Origin of the sequence: Candidatus Mycobacterium wuenschmannii (assembly GCF_030252325.1) — a bacterium.
Taxonomy (GTDB): domain Bacteria; phylum Actinomycetota; class Actinomycetes; order Mycobacteriales; family Mycobacteriaceae; genus Mycobacterium; species Mycobacterium wuenschmannii.
Map to the genome: position 1 here is coordinate 3965817 of NZ_CP126981.1, position 22718 is coordinate 3988534.

The window sequence follows — 22718 nt, forward strand, 5'->3', positions numbered from 1 at the left end:
GGAAGCGACCAGTTGACCGCGCAGTTGACCGGCCACGGTGCCCATGACACCGACGCCGCTAACGAGCAGCCGTACCTGGCGCGACGACAGAACTGGGTCAACCAACTCGAACGGCATGCCTACATGCAGCCGGGTTCGACCGCGCTGAGATTCCTTGGCAACACCATCACGTGGGCGGGCCTGCGCGACCGGGTCGGGAAGCTGGCCGGGGCACTGAACCGCCGGGGCGTCGGCAGCGGCGACCGGGTGATGATCCTGATGCTGAACCGCACCGAGTTCGTCGAGTCGGTGCTGGCCGCCAATTTGATCGGGGCCATCGCCGTCCCGGTCAACTTCCGGCTCACCCCACCGGAGATCGCGTTCCTGGTCGACGACTGCGAAGCCCACGTCATGATCACCGAACCGGTGCTCGCCCCGGTGGCGGCCGCCGTGCGCGGTGTCACCTCGGTGCTGGGCACGATCGTGGTCGCCGGTGACTCGGCCGACGAGGGGTTGCTCGCCTACGAGGATCTCCTGGACGAGCCGGGCGACCCGGCCGTCGCCGCCGACGTGCCCAACGACTCGCCGGCGCTGATCATGTACACCTCCGGCACCACCGGCCGGCCCAAGGGCGCGGTGCTGACCCACACCAACCTGAGCTGTCAGACCACCGCCAACCTCTACACGCACGGGGTCGCCGCCGACGACGTCGGCTTCATCGGCGTGCCGTTCTTCCACATCGCCGGCATCGGCAACCTGTTGACCGGGCTGCTGATGGGTCTGCCGACGGTGATCCATCCGCTCGGTGCCTTCGACCCCGGCCACCTGCTCGACGTGCTGGCCGCCGAAAAGGTCACCGGGATCTTTCTGGTCCCCGCCCAGTGGCAGGCGGTTTGTACTGCGCAACAGGCGAATCCGCGGGACGTCAAGCTGCGGGTGATCTCGTGGGGCGCCGCGCCGGCGTCCGATACCCTGCTGCGCCAGATGGCGGACACCTTCCCCGGGGCGCAGATCCTGGCGGCCTTCGGCCAGACCGAGATGTCGCCGGTGACCTGCATGCTGCTCGGCGAGGACGCCATCAGAAAGCTCGGTTCGGTGGGCAAGGTGATCCCGACCGTGGCCGCCCGCGTAGTCGACCAGGCGATGAACGACGTGGCAAGAGGCGAGGTCGGTGAAATCGTCTATCGCGCACCCACATTGATGAGCGGCTACTGGAACAACCCGGAGGCCACCGCCGAGGCGTTCCACGGTGGCTGGTTCCACTCCGGTGATCTGGTCCGGATGGACGACGAGGGCTACGTCTGGGTCGTCGACCGCAAGAAGGACATGATCATCTCCGGCGGCGAGAACATCTACTGCGCCGAAGTGGAGAACGTGTTGGCCAGTCACCCCGCGATCGTCGAAGTCGCGGTGATCGGCCGTCCGCACGAGAAGTGGGGCGAGGTTCCGGTGGCCGTCGCGGCGGTCGCTGACGGCCGGGCGGCCGATCTCAGCCTCGAAGACCTCGACGAGTTTCTCGGTGAGCGACTCGCCCGCTACAAGCATCCGAAGGGCCTGGAGATCGTCGACGCGCTGCCGCGCAACCCGGCGGGCAAGGTATTAAAGACCGAATTGCGGACGCGTTACGGTGCCTCGACCGGCACTCAAAGCGGTTCCACATCAACGGATTCGGCGGATGGTGGATCAAGCTGACATAACGATGAAGTTGCAGGTCAACCCAATGAAAGGCCAATAACGCCGATGCCATGCACGCCCGCGATCCCATCGGGTACAGTCCTGTGGTCCGCCTTACTACCTGCCGGTAGTGAGACGCGGGTCACACACCTAGGAACGGGGCAAGGAGGAGCTATGCGAGACTATTCGCCGCTCCCCCGCACGGCGCAGGGTTGCAACGGGAGGGGGTGCCAGTGACTACGACGCAGCCGCGAGTAACGGACTACATTCGCGACCAGATCGGGCCGCCGCTGGTTCTGGTCGGTGGCTTCTTCCGGATGTGTGTTCTCACCGGAAAAGCCTTGTTCCGCCCGCCATTTCAGTGGAAAGAATTCATCCTGCAGTGCTGGTTCATCCTGCGGGTCGCGCTGCTCCCGACCATGGCCGTTTCCGTGCCGGTCACCGCGCTGTTCATCTTCACCTTCAACATCCTGCTGATCCAGGTCGGCGCCGCTGACATCTCCGGCGCCGGCGCCGGCATCGCCGTCATCACCCAGATCGGCCCGATCAACACCGTGCTGGTGATCGCGGGCGCGGTGTCGACGGCCATCTGCGCCGACCTCGGCGCCCGCACCATTCGCGAAGAGATCGACGCGATGGAAGTGCTTGGTATCGACCCGATTCACCGGCTCGTCGTCCCGCGCGTGCTGGCCTGCGCACTGTGCGGGATGTTGCTCAACGCTTTGGTCAGCATGGTCGGCCTGGTCGGCGGATTCCTGTTCGGTGTCTACATGCAGAACGTGTCCGCCGGCGCTTACCTGGCCACGCTGACATTGGTCACCGGCCTGCCCGAGGTTGTCATCGCGACGATCAAGGCCCTCATGTTCGGACTCATCGCCGGACTGGTCGGCTGCTACCGCGGCCTGACCGTAAGCGGTGGCTCCAAGGGATTGGGCACCGCCGTCAACGAAACCGTCGTGCTCTGCGTGGTCGCGCTCTTCGCGGTCAACGTCGTGCTGACCACTATCGGTGTTCGCTTCGGAACGGGGATGTGACGTGTCGACCGCTCAGGTAATCCGCGGCCGCTTCCCGCGGGTCTCCGAAAACCTCTCCAAGTACGGCAGCGCGGCCAGTAAACCGCTTGACGAGGCCGGCCGGATCGGCTGGTTCGCCGTCATCGGTGTGCGCGACATGGCGTGGGCCCTCACCCGCTACCGCAAGGAAGTCCTGCGGCTGATCGCTGAAGTCGGCATGGGTACCGGCGCGATGGCGGTGGTCGGCGGCACCGCGGTCATCATCGCCTTCGTGACACTGTCGGCCGGTTCATTGGTCGCCATCCAGGGTCTTGCGTCGTTGGGCCACATCGGTATTGAGACCCTGCTGGGATTCGTCGCGGCCTTCATCAACGTGCGACTGGTCGCGCCGATCGTCACCGGCATCGCGTTGGCGGCCACGGTCGGCGCCGGCGCCACCGCCGAGCTGGGCGCCATGCGGATCAGCGAGGAGATCGACGCGCTCGAGGTGATGGGCGTCAAGTCGACGGCCTACCTGGTGTCGACCCGGATGCTGGCCGGCCTGGTGGTGATCATCCCGCTGTACTCGATCGGTCTGATCCTGTCGTTCCTGTCGCCGCAGATCGTCACGACCTTCTTGTACGGCCAGACCTCGGGTACCTACGAGCATTACTTCCGGACGTTCCTGCGTCCCGACGACGTGTTCTGGTCGTTCGTCGAAGTCATCATCATTTCGATCGTGGTGATGCTGTCGCACTGCTACTACGGCTACAACGCCAGCGGCGGTCCCGTCGGGGTGGGGAGGGCGTCGGCCGGTCGATGCGCTTCTCGCTGGTGGCCAACCCGATCGTCATCCTGCTGGCCGAGATGGCGCTCTACGGCGTCAATCCCAACTTCAACTTCACGGTGTAGGCGGCTATGACGAGTCCACGGGGGAAGGTCAACAAGGCGCCGTTCCAGCCCTATCGGGTGGCGGGCCTCATCGTGTTCCTCATCTTCGCGCTGGTCCTATGGCTGGTGTACCTGCAATACAAGGGCGAGTTCGTCGAGAAGACGAAGTTGACCATGCTGTCGGATCGGGCCGGTCTGGTGATGGACCCGGGTTCGAAGGTGACCTACAACGGCGTGCAGATCGGCCGGGTCGACAGCATCGACGAAATCCAGCGGGACGGCAAGCCCGCGGTGAAGTTCGGCCTCGACGTCTACCCGAAGTACCTGCATCTGATCCCGGCCAACGTCGATGCCAAGATCGTCGCGACCACTGTGTTCGGTGAGAAATACGTGTCGATGACGGCGCCGGAAAACCCGTCGCCGCAACGGATTACGCCGAAGACGACGATCGACGCCCGCTCGGTGACCACCGAGATCAACACGCTGTTCCAGACCATTACCGAGATCGCCGAGAAGGTCGACCCGGTCAAGGTCAACCTGACACTGAGCGCGGCCGCTCAAGCGCTGAGCGGTCTGGGTGACAAGTTCGGCCAGTCGATCATCAACGGCAGCGCCGCTCTCGATGACGTCAACCCACGGATGCCGATCATCCGCCACGACATCCAGCAGCTGGCCCGGTTGGGTGACACCTACGCCGACGCCTCGCCGGATCTGTTCAACTTCCTGAACAACGCGTCGACGACGGCGCACACCGTGCACGCACAGGAGAAGGATCTCGACCAGGCGCTGCTGGCGGCCACCGGATTCGGAGCCACCGGCGCCGACATCGTCAACCGCGGAGGACCTTATCTGGCACGTGGAGCCAAGGACCTCGTGCCGACGGCTCAGTTGCTCGATACTTACAGTCCTGAGTTGTTCTGCTCGGTTCGTAACCTTCATGACTCAGAGCCGAAGGTCGCGGCGTTCACCAGCCCTTACTCGCTGCGGTCGGAGACAGAGATCTTCTCCGGCCTCGGGCTGACGCTTAGCCTACCCGGACTCGGACTCACCCTTGCGAGCGGTGGACTGCTCGCACTCGGCGGTCTGGTCGGCGGATCCCCGAACCCCTTCACCTACCCGGAGAATCTGCCGCGCGTCAACGCGCACGGCGGTCCCGGTGGGGCGCCCGGGTGCTGGCAGACCATCACCCGTGACCTCTGGCCGGCGCCGACGCTGGTCATGGACACCGGTAACAGCATTGCTCCCTACAACCATGTCGACACCGGCTCCCCGTATGCAGTCGAGTACGTGTGGGGTCGCCAAATGGGAGACCAAACGATCAATCCATGAAAATTACCGGAACCCTCGTCAGACTCGGCATCGTCGCGACGGTGCTGCTGCTCTTCACCGCACTCATCGTCGTGGTGTTCGGTCAGATGCGTTTTGATCGGACCAATACTTACACTGCTGAGTTCAACAACATCAGCGGCCTACGTAACGGCCAGTTCGTCCGGGCATCCGGGGTGGAGATCGGCAAGGTCAAGACCATCAAGCTGGTCGACGGCGGCCACCGGGTGCGGGTTGATTTCGACGTCGACCACGACGTCCCGCTATACCAGTCGACTACCGCTCAGGTGCGTTATCTCAACCTGATCGGTGACCGCTACCTGGAGCTCAAGCGCGGCGAGGGCGAAGGCTCGGACCGGGTGCTGCCGGCCAAGGGGTTCATCCCGCTCTCGCACACCTCACCGGCGCTGGACCTCGACGCACTGATCGGTGGCTTCAAGCCGCTGTTCCGCGCGCTCGACCCGGAGAAGGTGAACAACATAGCGACCTCGATCATCACTGTCTTCCAGGGGCAGAGCGGCACGATCAACGACATCCTCGACCAAACCGCGCAACTGACGTCGAAGATCGCCGAGCGCGACGAGGCGATCGGGGAGGTGGTGAGGAACCTCAACATTGTGCTGGACACAACCGTGAAGCACCGCAAGAACTTTGACGAGACCGTCGACAACTTCGAGAAGCTGATCAGCGGTTTGAACAACCACGCCGACGGCTTCGCCGGGGGCATCGCCAACATCAGCAACGGCGCCGGAACGGTGGCCGAGCTGCTGGCCGACAACCGTCAGCTGCTGCACAAGACACTTAACTATCTGGAGCCGATTCAGCAGCCAATCGTCGACCAGAGGGATGCGTACGACGATCAGATTCACCGCACGCCCGCTGGGATCAACATCGTCGGCAACGCAGTCGGTAACTATGGCGACTGGATAAATTTCTACCTGTGCGACTTGAGCTTGAAGACCAACGGTTTGCAAGCAGGAGGACCAGTCCGGACAGTCAAAGTGTGGTCACAACCGACTGGTAGGTGCACGCCGCAATGAGAACACTAGAGCCGGCCAACCGTAAGCGTATCGGCCTGATGGGCCTGATCGTGACCGTGCTGACCGTCGCGGTCGGTCAGACCCTGACAAGCATCCCGCAGATTTTCGCGCAGCCCAGCTACTTCGGGCAGTTCACCGACTCGGGACAGCTGAACAAGGGTGACAAGGTTCGCATCGCCGGGGTAGACGTCGGCCAGGTCGAGGCTATCGAGATCAACGGCGACCATGTCGTGATGAAATTCTCGACCGGTAGCGACACCATTGGTACCGAGAGTCGGTTGGCGATCAAGACCGACACCATCCTCGGCAAGAAGGTGCTCGAGATCGAGCCTCGCGGTACCACGACGCTGCGGCCCGGGGGCACGCTACCGCTTGGACAGAGCACCACGCCCTACCAGATCTACGACGCGTTCTTCGACGTTACGAAGGCCGCGGCCGGTTGGAACATCGATACCGTCAAACAGTCGCTGAATGTCTTGTCTGAAACAATCGATCAGACGGCGCCGCACCTGAGCGCGGCACTAGACGGCGTGGCGAAGTTCTCTGACACCGTCGGCAAGCGCGACGAGCAGATCACCCACCTGCTCGCGCAGGCCAACCAGATCGCTCAGATCCTGGGTGACCGCAGCCAGCAGGTCGACCGGTTGTTCGTGAACTCCAACAACCTGCTGGCCGCCTTTAATCAGCGCAGTGCCGCGGTCAGCGCGCTGCTAAGTAACGTCTCGGCATTTTCGGCTCAGGTACAAAACCTGATCAACGACAACCCGAACCTGAATCACGTCCTCGAGCAACTGCGCACGGTCAGTGACCTACTGGACAAGCGCAAGGACGATCTCGCACAAGTACTCAAGACGTTCGGTAAGACCGTTTCGGGTCTGAATGAGACTGTGGCGTCGGCGCCCTACTTCAAGGTGCAGGTGACAAATCTGTTGCCCTACTGGATCCTGCAGCCGTGGGTGGACGCAGCATTCAAGAAGCGCGGCATCGACCCCGAAGACTTCTGGCGCAGCGCCGGTTTGCCCGCGGGCAAGTTCCCCGACCCCAACGGCACCCGATTCCCCAACGGTGCCCCGCCGCCCGCACCGCAGTTGCTGGAAGGGACCGCGGACCACCCGGGTCCGGCCATCCCGCCGGGATCGCCGTGCTCGTACGCGCCGCCGCCAGAGTTCCTTCCGCGGCCGGGCAACCCGATGCCGTGCGCGGGCGCCGACCAGAACGCCGGTCCGTTCGGGCCCAACGGGCCGTACCCGAACCCGAACATCGCGTCGTCGCCGCCGAACCCGAACGGGCTGCCGCCGACCCCGGGCATCCCAATCGCCGGACGGCCGGGCCAGGTACAGCCGGACGTGCCGGGTACACCCGTGCCGATCGCGCCGGGCCCCCCGGGCGGGCGCACCGAACCGCTCGGACCGCTGCCCGGACCGGCTCCGGGCAACCCGGCGGCCGCGCCACCCCCGGCGCCGATGGCGGTCCCCCCGGCACCGCCGGGACCGGGTGCGCAGCTACCTGCGCCCTACATCGCTAACACCGGCGGAGCCGGCGGCAGCGGAGCGCAAGGAGGTAACGGGAATTGAGTACCGTCTTTGATTTCCGGAACCTCCGTATGCCGAAGGTGTCGCGGGCGGCGATCATCATCGGCTCGCTCGCGATCGTTGCGGCGCTGGTGCTGGCCTACCTCGGCCTCGAGCTCTACAAGAAGCTGACCAACAACACCGTGGTTGCGTACTTCCCGGTGGCCAACGCCCTCTACAACGGCGACAAAGTCGAGATCATGGGCGTCAAGGTCGGTGCGATCGACAAGGTCGAGCCCGCCGGCGACAAGATGAAGGTCACCTTCCACTACGCGAACAAGTACAAGGTGCCCGCCGACGCACAGGCCGTGATCCTCAACCCGACGCTGGTGGCGTCGCGCCTGATTCAGCTCGAGCCGCCGTACAAGGGTGGCCCGACCCTGGCCGACAACGCGGTGATCCCCGAGGAGCGCACTCAGGTGCCGACCGAGTGGGACGAGCTGCGCAACACGATCACCAACGTCATCTCGAAGTTGGGACCTACCAAGCAGCAGCCCAAGGGGCCGTTCGGTGACGTCATCGAGGCCTACGCCGATGGACTGTCGGGCAAGGGCAAGCAGATCAACACCACGTTCAACGACCTGTCGCGCGCGCTGACTGCGCTGAACCAGGGTCGCGGCGACTTCTTCGGGGTGATCCGGAGCCTGGCGCTGTTCGTCAATGCCCTGCACGCCGACGACCAGAAGTTCGTCCAGCTCAACAAGAACCTGGCGCAGTTCACCAGCAGCCTGACCGGTTCGGATCAGGACCTGTCCAACGCGCTGCAGCAGTTCGACGGTCTGCTCACCACAGTCCGACCATTTTTGGATAAGAACCGCGACGTGCTGACTCAGGACATTAACAACCTTGGCGATACGACTAATACTCTCGTGCAGCCTGATGCGCTCGCCGGCTTGGAGAACGTCTTACACGTACTACCGACGGCGCTAGCAAACGCCAATACTATTTACCATCCCGCCCACAGTGCCATTGCGGCCCAGCCGGTAGGCCTCTTGGGCATGATGGGGTTCGCAAACCCGATGGAATTCTTCTGCAGCTCCATACAGGCGGCCAGTCGGCTGGGCTATCAAGAATCGGCCGAGCTTTGCGCCCAATATCTCGCGCCAATTCTCGATGCGATCAAGTTCAACTACCCACCCTTCGGCTTGAACCTGTTCAATCTCGCGGCAACCACACCGAAGGAAGTTGCCTACTCAGAGGACAGGCTTCACCCACCGAATGGGTATAAGGACACCACCGTGCCAGGTATCTGGGTCCCTGACACCCCGACTTCACACCGCAACACTCAACACGGCTGGATTACCGCACCGGGCATGCAAGGTGTCAAAGTTAGTGCCGTCACGGCAAGCTTGCTCACACCTGAATCACTGGCCGAATTGATGGGTGGGCCAGACATCGCGCCCGTCCAGTCGCATTATCAGACGCCGCCGGGATACCCGAATGCCTACAACGAAGAGCCCGGCCCGGCGCCGTTCATCGGCGTTCCTGGGAACCCGGCTCCCGTACCGCCTCCGCCACCGGGGCCAAACGTCATCCCAGGCCCGCCGCCACCGGTGCCGTCGCCGCTAGGAGCGCCGGCGCCGCCGCCCGGGCCCGCGTTGCCTGCTGAGGCGCCAGGAGGGGGACAATGATGCGCGTGATCTTGTGCAAGGTCCGTCACCGGATCTGGCAGAGCCTCGTATTGCTCGTTGCCGCATTGGTTTTGAGTTCGTGTGGCTGGAAGGGTATTTCGAACGTCTCGCTGCCCGGCGGTCCGGGCAGTGGCGCCCACGGCTACACGCTGTACGTGCAGGTGCCCGACACGCTTGCCATCAACGGCAACAGCAAGGTGATGGTGGCCGATGTGTTCGTCGGCTCGATCCGCAAGATCGAACTCAAGAACTGGGTCGCGACGCTGACGCTGGGCGTGGACAAGAACGTCAAGCTGCCGAAGAACGCCACGGCCAAGATCGGCCAGACCAGCCTCCTCGGTTCGCAGCACATCGAACTGGCCGCACCCGCCGACCCGTCTTCTCAGATGCTGAAGAACGGCGACACGATTCCGCTGAAGAACTCGTCGTCCTACCCCAGCACCGAGCAGACGCTGGCCAGCTTGGCGATGGTGGTCCGCGGCGGCGGACTGCCCAACCTGGAAGTCCTACAGAACGAGGTCAACAAGATCCTGTCCGGCCGCGGACCGCAGATCCGCGCATTCCTGGGCAAGCTGGACACCTTCACCCGCCGGCTCAACGAGCAGAGCGACGACATCACCCACGCCATCGACTCGTCGAACCGGCTGCTGGAGTACGTCGGAACCCGATCGGCGACGCTGGACCGCGCACTGACCGAGTTCCCGCCGCTGATCAAGTACCTGGCGAGCCCCGAGTACACCAAGCATCTGATCGACGCTGTCGACTCGGTGGGCGCGCTCAGCCGGGCTACGGCGCAGTATGCCGGGGAAGCGCGCGGACCCTTGCACCAAGACTTGCAGGCGCTGCAGTGCCCGCTGAGGGAACTGGGCAAGGCATCGCCGTATTTGCTGGGGGCCCTTAAGCTGATCTTCACCGCGCCGTTCGACCTGGACACTTTGCCGAAGCTGATCCGTGGTGACTTTATGAACTCGTCGCTCGAGATCGACACCACGCTGTCGGCGATCGACAATGCGTTCCTGACCGGTACCGGATTCTCCGGCGCTCTGCGGGCGCTGGAGCAGTCCTACGGCCGCGACCCGGCGACGATGATCCCGGACGTGCGCTACACGCCGAACCCGAACGACGCGCCCGGCGGGCCACTGGTGGAGAGGGCGGACCGGCAATGCTGACCAAGTTCATCAGGCGTCAGCTGGTCATCTTTGGCATCCTGACCGCGGTGGCGCTGCTGGTTCTCGGTGTGTACTACCTGCGCATCCCGTCGCTGGTCGGTATCGGGCAGTACCAGCTGAAGGCCGAGTTGCCGGCGTCGGGCGGTCTGTACCCGACGTCCAACGTGACCTATCGCGGCATCACGATCGGCAAGGTGACCTCCGTCGAGCCGACGGAGAAGGGCGCCGAGGCGACGATGAGCATCGACAGCAACTTCAAGATTCCGCTCGATGCCTCGGCGAACGTGCACTCGGTGTCGGCGGTCGGCGAGCAATACCTCGACCTGGTCTCGGAGGGCAAGTCGCACGGCTTCTTCTCGCCTGGCCAGACGATGATCAAGGGCACCGTGCCGAGTGAGATCGGCCCAGCCCTGGACACCGCCAACCGCGGTCTCACGGTGTTGCCCAAGGACAAAATCGGTAAGCTGCTCGACGAGACGGCGGAGTCGGTGGGTGGCCTGGGGCCGGCGCTGCAGCGGTTGGTCGACTCGACCCAAGCGATCGTCGGCGACTTCAAGACCAACATCAACCAGGTCGACGACATCATTCAGAATTCGGCGCCGATCCTGGACAGCCAGGCTGTCTCGAGCAACGCGATCGAGCGGTGGGCGCACAATCTCAACATCCTGGGCGGCGAAGCGGCCAACAATGACGGCCACCTCAAGAGCATCCTGAATCAGGCGGCGCCGACCGCTGATCAGGTCAACTCGGTGTTCAGCGGCGTTCGCGAAGCCCTGCCCCAAACCCTGGCGAACCTCGAGATCGTCATCGACATGCTCAAGCGCTACCACCCGGGGCTTGAGCAGACATTGGTGTTCCTGCCGCAACTTGGATCGATCGTCCAGGCTGTCTCCGCGCCTTACGAAAAGGATCGGATGGCCGCGCTCGACCTGACTCTGGCAATCAACTATCCGCCGCCATGCTTGACGGGATTCAGGCCTGCACCCGAATGGAGGTCACCTGCGGACACAAGTATTGGCCAGTTGCGTGACAACAACTACTGCCGTATTCCTCAAGACTTTCAGGGGAACGCCGTGCGCGGCGTTCGCAACATTCCATGCATGGACGTGCCCGGGAAGCGGGCACCCACGCCGGCGGATTGTCGTAGCAACAAACCCTACGAGCCGCTGGGCACCAACCCCTGGTACGGCGACCCGAACCAGATCCGCAACTGCCCGGCGCCCGGCGCCCGGTGTGACCAGCCAGTAGACCCCGGCAAGGTGATCCCCGCGCCGTCGGTCAACAACGGCCTCAACCCGTTGCCCGCCAACCGGCTCCCACCGGCTGGGCAGACCCCGCCCCCGACCAGCGACCCATTGCAGCGGCCTGGTTCGGGCTCGGTCCAGTGCAACGGACAACAACCCAACCCGTGCATCTACACTCCGGGCGGGCCGCCGGCGGCCGTCTATAGTCCGATGAGTGGCGAGGTAGCGGGCCCCGACGGTTCTAAGTACTCCGTCAACAACTCGCGCAACACAGGAGATGACGGATGGAAGGAGATGCTGGCGCCAGCCAGCTGACCCCGAACGAGACGGATGAAGATCCGTCGTTGGAGCCGGATTCGGTGACCGACGAGTCCACCGCCGACGAAAGTACCGAGGATTCAACCGAATCCGACGCTGCGGACGAATCGGAAACTGAACACGAGAACACCGAAGTCGAGGACGACCCACGCGGTCCGTCCCGGCTGGGCCGCGCGTGGTTCATCGGTATCGCGGCCGGGCTTGTGGTGGTGGCCGGTGGCATAGGCGCCGGCGGGTACTTCGCGTTGCGCGCCCACCAGGAGAGCCAGGCCACCGCGCATCGTGACGCCCTCGCACTGGAGGCCGCCAAGGACTGCGTCGGCGCCACCCAGGCACCCGACATCGGGGCGATGGCGACCAGTGCGCAGAAGATCATCGAGTGCGGCGCGGGTGCCTTCCGCTCGCAGGCGATCTTGTACAGCGGGCTGCTCGTCGAGGCGTATCAGGCCGCCAACGCCCACGTCGAGGTGTCCGATCTGCGCGGCGCGGTGGAACGCAACAACCCCGACGGTTCCGTCGAGATCCTGGTGCCGCTGCGGGTGAAGGTGTCCAATGCCGACTCCGAAAACCAGGAGGCGGGATACCGACTGCGGGTGACGATGGTGCAGGAAGAGGGCAAGTACCGGATCGCCAAGCTCGACCAGGTGGCGAGGTGACGGTGCTGGTCGAGAAGGCCACTGACACCCCCGCCGCACCGGCAGTCGACGAGGCAGCGCCAGACGACTTGGCGAGCTGGCACATTCGCGCCGCCGCATTGGCAGTGGACGTGGTGCCCGGCGTTGCCGTGGTGGCGACGATGGCGCTGGTCTGGCTGGCGGTGCCGCCGCAAGGACTGTGGTGGTGGGTCTCGATCTCGATCCTCGTCTTCGCCGCGCTCGCAACGATGGCCAACCGGGCGGTGCTGCCGGCTGTCCTCGGGTGGAGCTTGGGGCGCGCGCTGTTCGGCATCTCGGTCGTGCGGCAGGACGGCGCCGCGGTCGGTGTCGGCCGGTTGATGGTGCGTGAGCTCGCCCATCTGCTCGACACGCTGTCGGTCTTCGTCGGATGGCTGTGGCCGCTGTGGGACTCGCGCCGGCGCACCTTCGCCGACCTGCTGACGGGCACCGAGGTGCGCGTCGTCGACGCGGCGGCGCGACCCGCGGACATCAAGCGGCGCACCGCAATTGCGGTCGGGGTGGCGGTGGCACTCTGTGTCGCGGGCGCCGCGATCAGCATTTTCGCAATCTTTCTGCCGGACCGCGCGGCGGACCAGACCCGTACCGAGGTCAACGCGCAAGGGCCCAGGATCGTCGCCCAGATGCTCACCTACGACCCGAAGACGTTGCAGCAGGACTTCGATCACGCTCGCTCGCTGACCACCGACAAGTACCGGCCGGAATTGGTCAAGCAGCAGGAGGCGGTCCAGAAGGGCCATCCGGTGATCAATGAATACTGGGTGACCGACAGCACGGTGCTGTCGGCGTCGCGGCGCAGCGCGAACATGTTGCTGTTCATGCAGGGCCACCGGGGCGGCGGGGACGAAGAGCGTTTCATCACCGCGACGGTCCGGGTGGCGCTGGTCAAGGGCGGCAACGGCCAGTGGCTGGTCGACAACCTGGACGTGGTGACCAAACCCAAGCCGGCGCCGGCCAAGAGCGCGCCCAACCCGGCACCGCCCGGCCCCGCATCGCCGGCGCCGCCCGCTCCGCCGAAGGGCGAGAAGTGAGTCCCCGCAGGCGAATTCAGCCCGGTGAAGAGCCGCTGCTGAAGGCGCCCAAGGCGACGCTGTGGTCGAAGTTGCCGTGGCGGCCGACGCTCTCGGACCAGTGGTGGAAGCCGTCGCGGTCGTGGGCGCTACCGACGGCAGTGGCCGGCGCGACGGTCCTCACGCTCGGCGCCATCGCGACGTCCTCGGTGGTGTTGGTCGATCAGCGGTCGCATCACCGCGACGCCATGCAGGAAGTCGACGTGCTCGGCTACGTCAAGGCGTTCATGGCCGGTTTCACCACGCTGGACCCGTTCCACGCCAACGCGTACTACGACCGGGTAATGGCCAATGCCACCGGCGATTTCGCCAAGCAGTATCACGACAAGCACAATGAGATCCTGGTCCAGATCGCCCAGGCCGAGCCGACGAAGGGCACTACCCTCGCGGCCGGGGTTGAGCGTTGGAATGACGACGGCACCGTCAACGTGATGGTGGCGACCGACGTCTCGATGAAGTCGCCCGACGGTAAGCAGAAGATCGACAACACAAATCGTTGGGTGGTGACCGCTCAGCGGGAAGGTAAGCAGTGGAAGATCAGCAGCCTGCAACAGGTGATCTGACTTCAGCGTCGGCCGTCGACACCGCCGCCGCTGAGACCGAAGCCGCGCCCGTCGAGTCCGCCACCGAGGAGTTGGTCGACGCCGAAAACATCGACGACGCAGGCGAAGACGCTGACGAGTCTACCGAGGACGACGCCGGCATCGTGCGCTTTCGCGAACGTCGGCCGGCCACCAAGTGGACGACCATCGCGGCTGCGGTGGCCGCCGTGCTGTTCGTCGGCGCCGGAGCCTTCGCCGGCGCGATGATGCAGCCGTACCTTGCCGACCGGGCCGCCGTCGCCACCAAACTGAACGTCGCCCGCACCGCGGCCAACGCGATCACGACGCTGTGGACCTACAACCCGGACAACATCGACAAGCTTGCCGACCGGGCGTCGCAGTACCTCAGCGGTGACTTCCAAGCCGCGTACCGCAAATATCTCGACGCGCTCGTCGCGCCGAACAAGCAGGCCAAGGTCACCAACACCACGCAGGTGGTGGGCGCGGCGGTGGAATCACTCGCCGGATCCGACGCCACCGCGATCGTCTACACCAACACGGCCTCGACGAGTCCGACCACCAAGGACGTGCCGTCGCTGAAGTACCTTTCGTATCGACTTGTGCTGCAACGTGATCACCAGCGCTGGCTGGTCACCAAGATGACTACGATCACCTCGCTGGACCTCACGCCCAAGTTCTAGTTGAACGCCAGCCAACCTGGCAGTGACCGCTCGTGCGCGTCACAGAGCACCTCGTAGTTGTCGCAATTGCCTTTCGGCACACCGGCTCCGGCCCACATGCCGCCGGTGTCGCGGCGCAGCACGATCGCCGACGAGGTGCCGCCGTCGAGCAGCACCGCGCTGTCGCTGCCCAGCCCCCGGAACAGGTCCTGGATGTTGTCGGGGGTGTAGCTGCCGCCCTGGAACACGTACATCTCGTCGCGCGTCTTGGAGTAGGCCAGCGCGGTCCGCGCGGCACTGGGCCCGCCGTCGTTGAGCTGACCGGTGTTTCCCGGCGACAACAGCCCGAGTCCACTGACGGCGACGAACTGGTCGCCGCGATCGACCAGGCCGGTGACCACCGAGGTGGCGGCGTCGTAGTCGTGCCCGTCGCGACCGCCCCTGGGCCACAACACCGATGGTGCGCCGTGCTTCGGCACGATCATGGTGGCGAGCGCGCTCCAGTTCTCGTTGCCGCCGGACAGACCCTGCTTGCCCGCGTAGGGGATGGTCCCGGTGACCGCCTGGTTGGCACGGCCCTGTCCGCGGGTGTTGTCGACATAGGCGCCCAGCGGCGAACTGCATCCGGTCGAGCGCCAGGAGCCACCCTTCTGTCCGCGGATGTCGAAGAAGTTCGCGTTGATCGCGATCGTCGGCTTGCCCAGCGCCTGCCAGGCCTGCACCGCCGTATAGGTCTCCGAGGCCTGGATCAGCCCGTCGCCGGTGCGCGCGTGTGGATTACGCTCGCAGCGCGACTGATAGCCCTGATGACTGTCCACCAGCAGATGCGGTTCGAGTCGCTGCGACGCGGCCTTGATGATCATCAGGTGACCGCCGCCGCCCCCGTCATACCAGTTGCCTGCGGCGTTGAGCATCGGCGCCGGATGGCCACCGCCGAAGTTGTACACCAGATAGGAGCCTTGGGTATTGGCGATCGCACTGGCCAGCAACTCGCGGGCCTCGGCCCGGGCGACAGGTTGCCCGGTGCTGGTGGCCAGCGTCAGACACAGTGCGCCGCTCGCACAGCAGGCTGCGATACGCCGGAAGGCGGCAGCGAGAGATGACACGGTTGCCCCTTCAGCGCGAATGTCATTGCTCAGGTATTACACAGCAACGTGCGTAACAGCGGAATGACGGTTCGGCCCCAGTCCAATGACGTTCGGCCACTGAACGTTTACTGCACCTGGGGCGGGGCTTCCTGGAAGGTGTCGGACGGGGCTTCGACGGGCGCGGGGGACGCCGGACGGCGACGTCGTAGTTCGCCGCGAATCACGAAGGCGCCCAACAACAGACCGATCACTAGATCGATCGCGATCGCCACCAGCGCGGGCGACAAACCCGAGCCGGGGCGGCCGTCCAGGTACAGCAAAGACCTTGCGGCGATGAAGACCTGGTGCATCGGCTCGAACTTCGCCTGCCACTCGAACAACGCGGGCGTGGCCTGCAGCGGCACGGTCGCGCCCGCAGACGGCAGGCCCAGGATGACGAACACGAACAGGCTCACCAGGACGCCGACCGCGCCCAGGAGGGTGATCAGGGATGTGGATGTCACTCCGACCGCCAGAATCGCAAAAGTACCGAAAAGCCATAGCGTGAGCGGGTTTTGGACCGGCATGCCCAGCTTGGCCGAGATCGCCACGTAGGCGACGGAGGTCAGCGGCGCCGTCACGGCGATCATCGCCCACTTGATCAGCAGGGTGCGCAGCCGCGGCGTCTGCTCGTCGAGTCGCGCATCCACAGAGCGACTCACCACGATGCTGCCGATGAAGCCCGCCAACACCAGCAGCAGTGCATAGTAGAACGCGGACAACCCATTACCGGTTCCTTCCGGCAGCAGGTTGTGCACGGTCGTCTTGACCTCAACGGGATTGGCCAGCATGAGTGCTATTGCACCGGGCGCGGGCTTCTCGCCGGTCTGCTGTGCGACTTCCTGCGACAGCTTCTGGCCGACACGCTGGTCGATCAAGGTGACCTCACGTTGCAAGGCCTGACTGGCGATGGTCGCGCCGAGAACACCCGCCCGCGGGTTAGTCGAGACGATGACGACGGCGCGTTCGACCCGGCCGGGAGTGAGGGCACTCTTCGCGTAGGACTGGAGTTTCGTCGAGAAGTTGGGCGGTATCACGGCCACACCGAAGATTTGAGCGCTGTCCATCTGATTCTTGGCCTGGTCGCGATCGAGCACGCGGACGTCGTAGGCGTCGTGGTCGAAACTGGCCAGCATCCCCTTGACCACCTGCGCGCCCGTCGGCCCGGCATCCTCGTTCACGATCGCGACGGGGAAGTGGCGCAGGTTGGTCATCGGCTGCAGAACGCCGGTGAGATAGAAGGCCGACAGCACCGCCGCAATGACCAGCGTCAGCAGCACGGGTAGACCCCAAAACTTCACTGTCCGAGTGGGTTTCGGACCGGCATAGCGGTGGCTCGCGGATGCGCCGTCGTCGTAAGCGACATCGCGCGCGTGCGGTTCAGACATGCCGGCTCCTGTTCGTCCGCGCCAACCCTAGCCGCCGAGACCTGCGTGCATCTCCCAGACGAGCAATTCGGCGATTTCGCGGGCGATCACCCGTTCCTCGTCCGCTGCCGTCAGACGCAGAGCGTCGCCCTCGTGCAACTCGGCCTGCTCGAACTCGACCCGCCCGCGAGCGAGGAACACATGGAGGAACGCGGCGCCCGGCAACGTGATCTCGTCGCCGGGCTGCAGGCGCGCGATGTGCAGCGCGGCCGATCGGTTGTGGATGCTGACGGCGGCATCGTGGCCGGGGATGCCTGACGCGATCGGCACCAGGCGGCCGTTGAGGTCGTCGTCGGTAATGGTCTGTTGCTGGTATCCGGGATCGATGCCGGCGACGTCGGGCTGCACCCACATCTGCACGAACCGAACCGGTTCCGTGTCGGAGGCATTCTTCTCGGAGTGGGTGATCCCGCTACCGGCCGACATCCGTTGTGCCAGGCCGGGATAGATCACGCCGCTGTTGCCGGCTGAGTCGCGGTGCGCCAGCGAGCCTTCCAGCACCCAGGTGACGATCTCCATGTCGCGGTGCGGATGGGTGTCGAAACCTGCAGCCGGAGAGACGATGTCGTCATTGCTGACCAGCAGCACGCCGTGATGCGTATTGCCCGGGTCGTAGTGATCGCCGAACGAGAACGAGTGCCGCGAGTTCAGCCACGAGGTCGTGGTGACCGCACGCTCACCGGCACGACGGATGTCGACTGTCACGGTGTCACGCTACTCCGGGGCGCAGCAGTGCCTGGGCATGTCGAAGGGCGTCGTCAAGCTCAGGGAGGGGCAGTTCACTGCGGCCGCCCAGGTGGATCTCGATCTGGTACTCCGGTTGACTGTCCCGGCCGAATATCGGCAGCACCACGAATTCGGCTGACGCCAAGTCCGTTTCGAGCCGGCTGGTGATCGATTGCAGCGTCACGATGGTCATCAGGGTGTTGAGCTCGCGCGTCACCTGCGCGGTCGGCTCAAGCGAAGCGAGCACGGTGGCCAGCCGGTCGTGCAACGAGGTGTGCGCGGCGTCGAACCGCCAGGCCCCGTAGCCGCGGCCGCGAATCTCGGCGAGCACCAGCCGGTGTGCCGCGATGTCGGCATCGGTCAGCCGCGGCGTCACGCGGTGCAGCCACCCGTCGATCGTCTCTTCGTCACGCCAGGCCATCGCGACCAGGCCGAACGGCGGACCGATTGGAAAGCGTTGACCCACCGCATGCTCACCATCGGTTCCGTGGCCGACGGCGTCGATGGTGGTCAGGTGCGTCTTGCCGATCTTCGACATCGAGCAGCCCGCGCCCAGCGTGTCGTGCAGGTAGCCGAGCGTCTCGCGGCCCCGGTCCAGCAGCGGGAACTGCGCCCGCAGGCCATGGACCAGTCCGAACAATCCGCTGCCGAGGGTGTAGCGGCGGTCGTCGCGGCGCGTCACCCAGTTGCGGCCTTCGAGTTCGGCCAGCACCAGCGCGCAGGTCGACGTGCTGATCTCGCACCGCTTGGCCAACTCGGCCGAACTTCGACCCTCCGGTGAATCCGCCAGCGCCGCAAGCACATTCATCACGCGGCCGGTGGGCGGCGACTTGGATTGCGGGGACGCGGTTGACGAATCCACGAAAGCCTTCCTACGATCCTTCCAAAATACAGCCAAACATATCCTAATATTAGGAGAACACGATGTACAAGGTCGGCGTCTGGGGTCCGGGTTCGATGGGGCTGATTGCCCTGCGCGGGGTGATCGACCACCCGCATCTGCAACTCGTCGACCTCGTCGTGCACAGCGACGCGAAGGCGGGGCGGGACGCGGGCGAATTGTGCGGCGCGGGGACGACGGACGTGACCGCGACGCAGGATCCCGCCGCGTTGTTGGCCGGAGACGCGGACGCGGTGATCTACGCGGCGGCGGCCAACCTGCGGCCGGCCGAGGCGATCGACGACATGGTCTCGCTCCTGCGGGCCGGCAAGAATGTCGTGTCGTGTTCGGTGGTGCCGCTGGTCTACCCCAACGGTGTCGACGCGGGATTCACCGCGCCCCTGCGCGAGGCGGCCGCCGCCGGCGGTGCATCGTTCTTCACCACCGGCATCGACTCCGGCTTCGCCAATGACGTTCTGCCACTGGTGCTTACGGGGGTGTCCCGGGTGGTCGAGTCGGTGCGCATCACCGAGATGTTCAACTACGCGACCTACCCGGACAAGGATGCGGTCTACGAGATTCTGGGCTTCGGCAAGCCGCCGGAATTCGTCGCTTTCGCCGCGGCGCCGGGGATGTTCACGTTCGGCTGGGGTCCGGTCGTGCACCAACTCGCGGCGGGGCTGGGCGTCAAGGTCGACAACATCGAGGAGAACGTCGAGCGGGTTGTCGCTGAGGAGCCGTTCGACACCCCCACGGGGCGCATCGAGGCGGGCACGGTCGGCGCGATGCGCTCCACCCTCACCGGATATGTCGACGGCAGGCCGACTTTCGTCATCGACCACGTCACGCGGATGTCCGACGACCTGGCGCCGGACTGGCCGCAGCCGCACATCTCGATCCCGCCGCGCGACCTCGGCTACGGGGCGGCATCGGGCCGTGGTCTCTACCGCGTCGAAATCGAGAGGTCGCCGACGATGCGGTGTGAGTTCGAGATGGCCGACGACCACGACCACGATCTCGGCGCCCGGATGGCCGGCGCGTCGCGCATGGTCAACGTGATTCCCGCGGTCTGCCAGGCACGGCCAGGTCTGCTGTCGGCACTGGATCTGCCGTTGGTCACCGGGGTTGGTCTGGTCGGCGCGGTGGAGGGGACGCCGCCGGACAGCCGGTTGTTCTCGTAGCCGTCCTCGCCGAGCGTGAAGCTGGGTTCACGTTCGGTCACCGGTGTGAAGCCAACTTCACGTTCGACACCGCGGAAGCCGTCAGTGCAGCGTCGGCCGATAGATCAGCTCCTGGATGTCGCCGTCCAGGGTGCGGCTCTCGATCAGTTCGAGGTCGAAGTCGGCCGCGCCCTTGAAGATCGGGTCGTCGCTGGTCCGGCCGGTGATCACCGGGAAGAGCGTGACGTGGACCCGGTCGACCAGGCCGGCGGCCATCAGCGCCCGGTTCATCGACAGGCTGCCGTGTGAGCGCAACGGCCTGTCGGATTCCGACTTGAGTCGCGCGACGACGTCGACGGCGTCGCCGCTCACCACGGTTGCGTCCGGCCAGTCGAGCGGACCCGTCAGGGTCGTCGACACCACGGTCGCCGGTAGGTGTCGCATCCGGTCGACCCACGGGTCACGCACGTCGGAGTCCTCGGTGCTCTCGGCCAGCATCTGCGCGAACAACCTATAGGTGTTGGCGCCGAACACCATTCGCTGCTCCCCGTCGTAGAGGGCGAGTAGCCGGTCGAGCAGTTCGGGCCCCTGCTTGCCCCAGTAACCGCCCCAGTCGCCGCCGTTGACTCCGCCGAATCCGTCGAGGCTGAAGAAGACGTCGAAGGTGTAGGTAATCGTCATGCAGATACAGACCGCCGGCCGCGGCGAAACTCATCGCCCGCGTTAAAGACGTTCGGGCAGGCCGAATTTCGCGAACAGTGCGGTGTCGAGGAATGCCACCACCTTGGTGACGCCGTCGGGCGTCACGTCCAGGACGTGGAGCTGGAACGGCACGTGGTGGTCGCCGGCGTGCATGTACATCGCCGTCGCGGGTTGACCGTTGGCGGTCAGTGGCAGCATCCGCATGTCGCCCGGCAATTCGGCCGGACACTGCTGGTGGATCAGCGTGATGATGTCCTGCGGCCCCTGATACCACCCGACGAACGGTGGCATCTCCCAGATCGCCTCGCTGGTGAAGATGTCGACCAGTCGCTCGATGTCGTAGGCCTCGAAGGCCGCCATGTAGCGGGCCAGCAGGTTCTGGGCGTCGGCGGAGCCGGGTGCGTTCAGCCGGTCGTCGGCGCTGAGCCCGGCGGCGTCGAGTTGTGCGCGGGCGCGCTGCAGCAGGCTGTTGACGGCCGCGGTGGTGGACCCGATTGCGTCGGCCACCTCGGCGGCCTTCCACTGCAGCACGTCGCGCAGCACCAGCACGGCCCGCTGCCGCGGGGAGAGGTGCTGCAGCGCCGCCACGAATGCGAGGCGGACCGATTCGCTGGTGCCGACGACGGTTGCCGGGTCCGGTAACGGCTCGAGCCACGGCACCTCGGCACCCTCGACCAGATCGGCCGTCGGGTCAGAACTGGGCGCGCCCAGTCCCGTCGGCAACGGCCGGCGCTGCCGACTCTCCAGCGCGGTCAGGCAGGTGTTGGTGGCGATCCGGTGCAGCCAGGTGCGCACCGACGACTTCCCCTCGAAACGGTCGTAGGCCTTCCACGCCCGCAGCAGTGTCTCCTGCACCAGATCCTCGGCGTCGTGCAGCGACCCGGTCATCCGGTAGCAGTGCGCGAGCAATTCGCGGCGGTAGGGTTCCGCCGTCGCGGAGAAATCGGGGTGGCCGTCATCGGCTAATTCGCGGGCGAGCACGCTCACGGGAGTGAGCTTACGGACTGCGTCTGACGTTCGGTCTACGCTTCCCCTGATGACAATCACGCGTGCCGAGCACTCTTTCGACGGTGTCGACGACGTGCGCATCGTCTACGACGTCTGGACCCCCGACAGCACGCCGCGCGGCGTGGTGATCCTTGCGCACGGTCTGGGCGAGCACGCGCGGCGCTACGACCACGTCGTCGCGCGGTTCGGCCGCGAGGGCCTGATCACCTACGCCCTCGACCACCGCGGCCACGGCCGCTCGGGTGGCAAGCGGGTGCTGGTCAAGGACATCTCCGAGTACACCGGCGACTTCGACACCCTGGTCGGCATCGCCGCCAAGGAACACCCGGGCCTCACGCGCATCGTGCTCGGCCACAGCATGGGCGGCGGCATCGTCTTCGCGTACGGCGTCGAGCACCCTGACGACTACGACCTGATGGTGCTGTCCGGACCGGCCGTCGCGGCGCAGCTCGCGGTTTCGCCGCTGCTGGGTTGGGTCGCCAAGACGATGGGCTCGATCGCACCCGGCCTGCCGCTGCAGGCGCTCGACGCCAACGCGGTCTCGCGAGACCAGGCCGTGGTCGACGCGTACAACAACGACCCGCTGGTCTATCACGGCAAGATCCCCGGCGGCGTGGCCCGCGCACTGCTGGTGGTCGGCGAGACGATGCAGCAACGCGCGCCGTCGCTGACCGCGCCGCTGCTCGTGGTGCACGGCTCCGACGACAAGCTGATCCCCGCCGAGGGCAGCCGACGGCTCGTCGAGTCGGTCGGCAGTTCCGACGTCGAGCTGAAGATCTACCCGGGCCTCTATCACGAGGTGTTCAACGAACCAGAGCAGCAACAGGTGCTCGACGACGTGGTGTCCTGGCTCGACGCGCGGCTGTGAATGGCGGCGGCGGCCCGTC

The 22718-nt window shown here is 65.4% G+C and carries 20 protein-coding genes and 1 pseudogene; 15 read left to right on the forward strand and 6 right to left on the reverse strand.

Going from position 1 to position 22718, the window contains the following annotated elements; all coding sequences use genetic code 11:
• The first annotated feature begins 12 nt into the window (after positions 1 to 12).
• From fadD5 to PT015_RS19215, 13 genes and pseudogenes are all read left to right on the forward strand, one after another.
• Positions 13 to 1671, forward strand: coding sequence for a fatty-acid--CoA ligase FadD5 (gene fadD5, locus PT015_RS19155; RefSeq protein ID WP_285186535.1), 1659 nt, complete (start codon positions 13 to 15; stop codon positions 1669 to 1671).
• A gap of 299 nt (positions 1672 to 1970) precedes the next feature.
• Positions 1971 to 2687, forward strand: coding sequence for an MlaE family ABC transporter permease (locus tag PT015_RS19160; RefSeq protein ID WP_390888037.1), 717 nt, complete (start codon positions 1971 to 1973; stop codon positions 2685 to 2687).
• A 1-nt stretch (position 2688) separates the two neighbouring features.
• A pseudogene (locus PT015_RS19165) lies at positions 2689 to 3557 on the forward strand (ABC transporter permease).
• 6 nt (positions 3558 to 3563) lie between these two features.
• Positions 3564 to 4865, forward strand: coding sequence for an MCE family protein (locus PT015_RS19170; RefSeq protein ID WP_285186538.1), 1302 nt, complete (start codon positions 3564 to 3566; stop codon positions 4863 to 4865).
• Entirely contained in the window at positions 4862 to 5902 is a 1041-nt protein-coding gene (locus PT015_RS19175; RefSeq protein WP_285186540.1) for a virulence factor Mce family protein, read from the forward strand. Before PT015_RS19170 ends, PT015_RS19175 begins: the two co-directional genes overlap by 4 nt.
• On the forward strand, positions 5899 to 7476 hold the full coding sequence (locus PT015_RS19180; protein WP_285186541.1) for a virulence factor Mce family protein: 1578 nt from the start codon (positions 5899 to 5901) through the stop codon (positions 7474 to 7476). The genes PT015_RS19175 and PT015_RS19180 overlap by 4 nt, the downstream gene beginning before the upstream one ends.
• A complete protein-coding gene (locus PT015_RS19185) occupies positions 7473 to 9104 on the forward strand; it encodes a virulence factor Mce family protein (RefSeq protein ID WP_285186542.1) in 1632 nt (543 codons plus the stop codon). The genes PT015_RS19180 and PT015_RS19185 overlap by 4 nt, the downstream gene beginning before the upstream one ends.
• Entirely contained in the window at positions 9104 to 10273 is a 1170-nt protein-coding gene (locus tag PT015_RS19190; RefSeq protein WP_285186543.1) for a virulence factor Mce family protein, read from the forward strand. The genes PT015_RS19185 and PT015_RS19190 overlap by 1 nt, the downstream gene beginning before the upstream one ends.
• Positions 10267 to 11832 (forward strand): MCE family protein, encoded by a 1566-nt coding sequence (locus PT015_RS19195; RefSeq protein ID WP_285186545.1) that lies wholly within the window; start codon positions 10267 to 10269, stop codon positions 11830 to 11832. The genes PT015_RS19190 and PT015_RS19195 overlap by 7 nt, the downstream gene beginning before the upstream one ends.
• On the forward strand, positions 11802 to 12491 hold the full coding sequence (locus PT015_RS19200; RefSeq protein ID WP_285186548.1) for an Mce protein: 690 nt from the start codon (positions 11802 to 11804) through the stop codon (positions 12489 to 12491). Before PT015_RS19195 ends, PT015_RS19200 begins: the two co-directional genes overlap by 31 nt.
• Positions 12488 to 13540 (forward strand): RDD family protein, encoded by a 1053-nt coding sequence (locus PT015_RS19205; protein ID WP_285186549.1) that lies wholly within the window; start codon positions 12488 to 12490, stop codon positions 13538 to 13540. The genes PT015_RS19200 and PT015_RS19205 overlap by 4 nt, the downstream gene beginning before the upstream one ends.
• Entirely contained in the window at positions 13537 to 14142 is a 606-nt protein-coding gene (locus PT015_RS19210; RefSeq protein ID WP_285186550.1) for a mammalian cell entry protein, read from the forward strand. The genes PT015_RS19205 and PT015_RS19210 overlap by 4 nt, the downstream gene beginning before the upstream one ends.
• Entirely contained in the window at positions 14109 to 14822 is a 714-nt protein-coding gene (locus PT015_RS19215) for a mammalian cell entry protein (RefSeq protein WP_285186551.1), read from the forward strand. Before PT015_RS19210 ends, PT015_RS19215 begins: the two co-directional genes overlap by 34 nt.
• Here the strand turns inward: PT015_RS19215 and PT015_RS19220 are convergent.
• From PT015_RS19220 to PT015_RS19235, 4 genes are all read right to left on the reverse strand, one after another.
• Positions 14819 to 15928 (reverse strand): phosphodiester glycosidase family protein, encoded by a 1110-nt coding sequence (locus tag PT015_RS19220; RefSeq protein WP_285191179.1) that lies wholly within the window; start codon positions 15926 to 15928, stop codon positions 14819 to 14821. The two genes, PT015_RS19215 and PT015_RS19220, sit on opposite strands and share 4 nt — an antisense overlap.
• An 86-nt stretch (positions 15929 to 16014) precedes the next feature.
• Complete coding sequence (locus PT015_RS19225; protein ID WP_285186552.1) at positions 16015 to 17316, reverse strand: YhgE/Pip domain-containing protein; 1302 nt, start codon at positions 17314 to 17316, stop codon at positions 16015 to 16017.
• Between the two features lie 27 nt (positions 17317 to 17343).
• Positions 17344 to 18060, reverse strand: coding sequence for a pirin family protein (locus PT015_RS19230; RefSeq protein ID WP_285186553.1), 717 nt, complete (start codon positions 18058 to 18060; stop codon positions 17344 to 17346).
• Positions 18061 to 18064: 4 nt separating this feature from the next.
• Complete coding sequence (locus PT015_RS19235) at positions 18065 to 18889, reverse strand: MarR family transcriptional regulator (RefSeq protein WP_285191180.1); 825 nt, start codon at positions 18887 to 18889, stop codon at positions 18065 to 18067.
• Between the two features lie 116 nt (positions 18890 to 19005).
• On the opposite strand from PT015_RS19235, the gene PT015_RS19240 reads away from it, so the two are divergent.
• Positions 19006 to 20142 (forward strand): NAD(P)H-dependent amine dehydrogenase family protein, encoded by a 1137-nt coding sequence (locus tag PT015_RS19240; RefSeq protein ID WP_285186554.1) that lies wholly within the window; start codon positions 19006 to 19008, stop codon positions 20140 to 20142.
• Between the two features lie 81 nt (positions 20143 to 20223).
• Here the strand turns inward: PT015_RS19240 and PT015_RS19245 are convergent, their stop codons facing one another.
• On the reverse strand, positions 20224 to 20802 hold the full coding sequence (locus tag PT015_RS19245) for a dihydrofolate reductase family protein (protein WP_285186555.1): 579 nt from the start codon (positions 20800 to 20802) through the stop codon (positions 20224 to 20226).
• Between the two features lie 42 nt (positions 20803 to 20844).
• The gene (locus PT015_RS19250) at positions 20845 to 21912 is read right to left on the reverse strand and encodes a sigma-70 family RNA polymerase sigma factor (RefSeq protein ID WP_285186557.1); all 1068 of its coding nucleotides are present in this window, start codon (positions 21910 to 21912) and stop codon (positions 20845 to 20847) included.
• Here PT015_RS19250 and PT015_RS19255 point away from each other — a divergent pair.
• Positions 21860 to 22699, forward strand: coding sequence for an alpha/beta hydrolase (locus PT015_RS19255; protein WP_285186559.1), 840 nt, complete (start codon positions 21860 to 21862; stop codon positions 22697 to 22699). The two genes, PT015_RS19250 and PT015_RS19255, sit on opposite strands and share 53 nt — an antisense overlap.
• Positions 22700 to 22718: the final 19 nt, after the last annotated feature.

Excerpts from the sequence above, each read along its gene's own strand:
- PT015_RS19160 (WP_390888037.1), top strand. The coding sequence starts at position 1,971 with ATGTGTGTTCTCACCGGAAAAGCCTTGTTCCGCCCGCCATTTCAGTGG.
- PT015_RS19225 (WP_285186552.1), bottom strand. The coding sequence starts at position 17,316 with ATGTCTGAACCGCACGCGCGCGATGTCGCTTACGACGACGGCGCATCC.
- PT015_RS19255 (WP_285186559.1), top strand. The coding sequence starts at position 21,860 with ATGACAATCACGCGTGCCGAGCACTCTTTCGACGGTGTCGACGACGTG.
- PT015_RS19195 (WP_285186545.1), top strand. The coding sequence starts at position 10,267 with ATGCTGACCAAGTTCATCAGGCGTCAGCTGGTCATCTTTGGCATCCTG.
- PT015_RS19180 (WP_285186541.1), top strand. The coding sequence starts at position 5,899 with ATGAGAACACTAGAGCCGGCCAACCGTAAGCGTATCGGCCTGATGGGC.
- PT015_RS19245 (WP_285186555.1), bottom strand. The coding sequence starts at position 20,802 with ATGACGATTACCTACACCTTCGACGTCTTCTTCAGCCTCGACGGATTC.
- PT015_RS19250 (WP_285186557.1), bottom strand. The coding sequence starts at position 21,912 with ATGCGCACGTCGTCGACACCGTCGAAAGAGTGCTCGGCACGCGTGATT.
- PT015_RS19200 (WP_285186548.1), top strand. The coding sequence starts at position 11,802 with ATGGAAGGAGATGCTGGCGCCAGCCAGCTGACCCCGAACGAGACGGAT.
- PT015_RS19235 (WP_285191180.1), bottom strand. The coding sequence starts at position 18,889 with ATGAATGTGCTTGCGGCGCTGGCGGATTCACCGGAGGGTCGAAGTTCG.
- PT015_RS19170 (WP_285186538.1), top strand. The coding sequence starts at position 3,564 with ATGACGAGTCCACGGGGGAAGGTCAACAAGGCGCCGTTCCAGCCCTAT.
- PT015_RS19175 (WP_285186540.1), top strand. The coding sequence starts at position 4,862 with ATGAAAATTACCGGAACCCTCGTCAGACTCGGCATCGTCGCGACGGTG.
- PT015_RS19240 (WP_285186554.1), top strand. The coding sequence starts at position 19,006 with ATGTACAAGGTCGGCGTCTGGGGTCCGGGTTCGATGGGGCTGATTGCC.
- PT015_RS19190 (WP_285186543.1), top strand. The coding sequence starts at position 9,104 with ATGCGCGTGATCTTGTGCAAGGTCCGTCACCGGATCTGGCAGAGCCTC.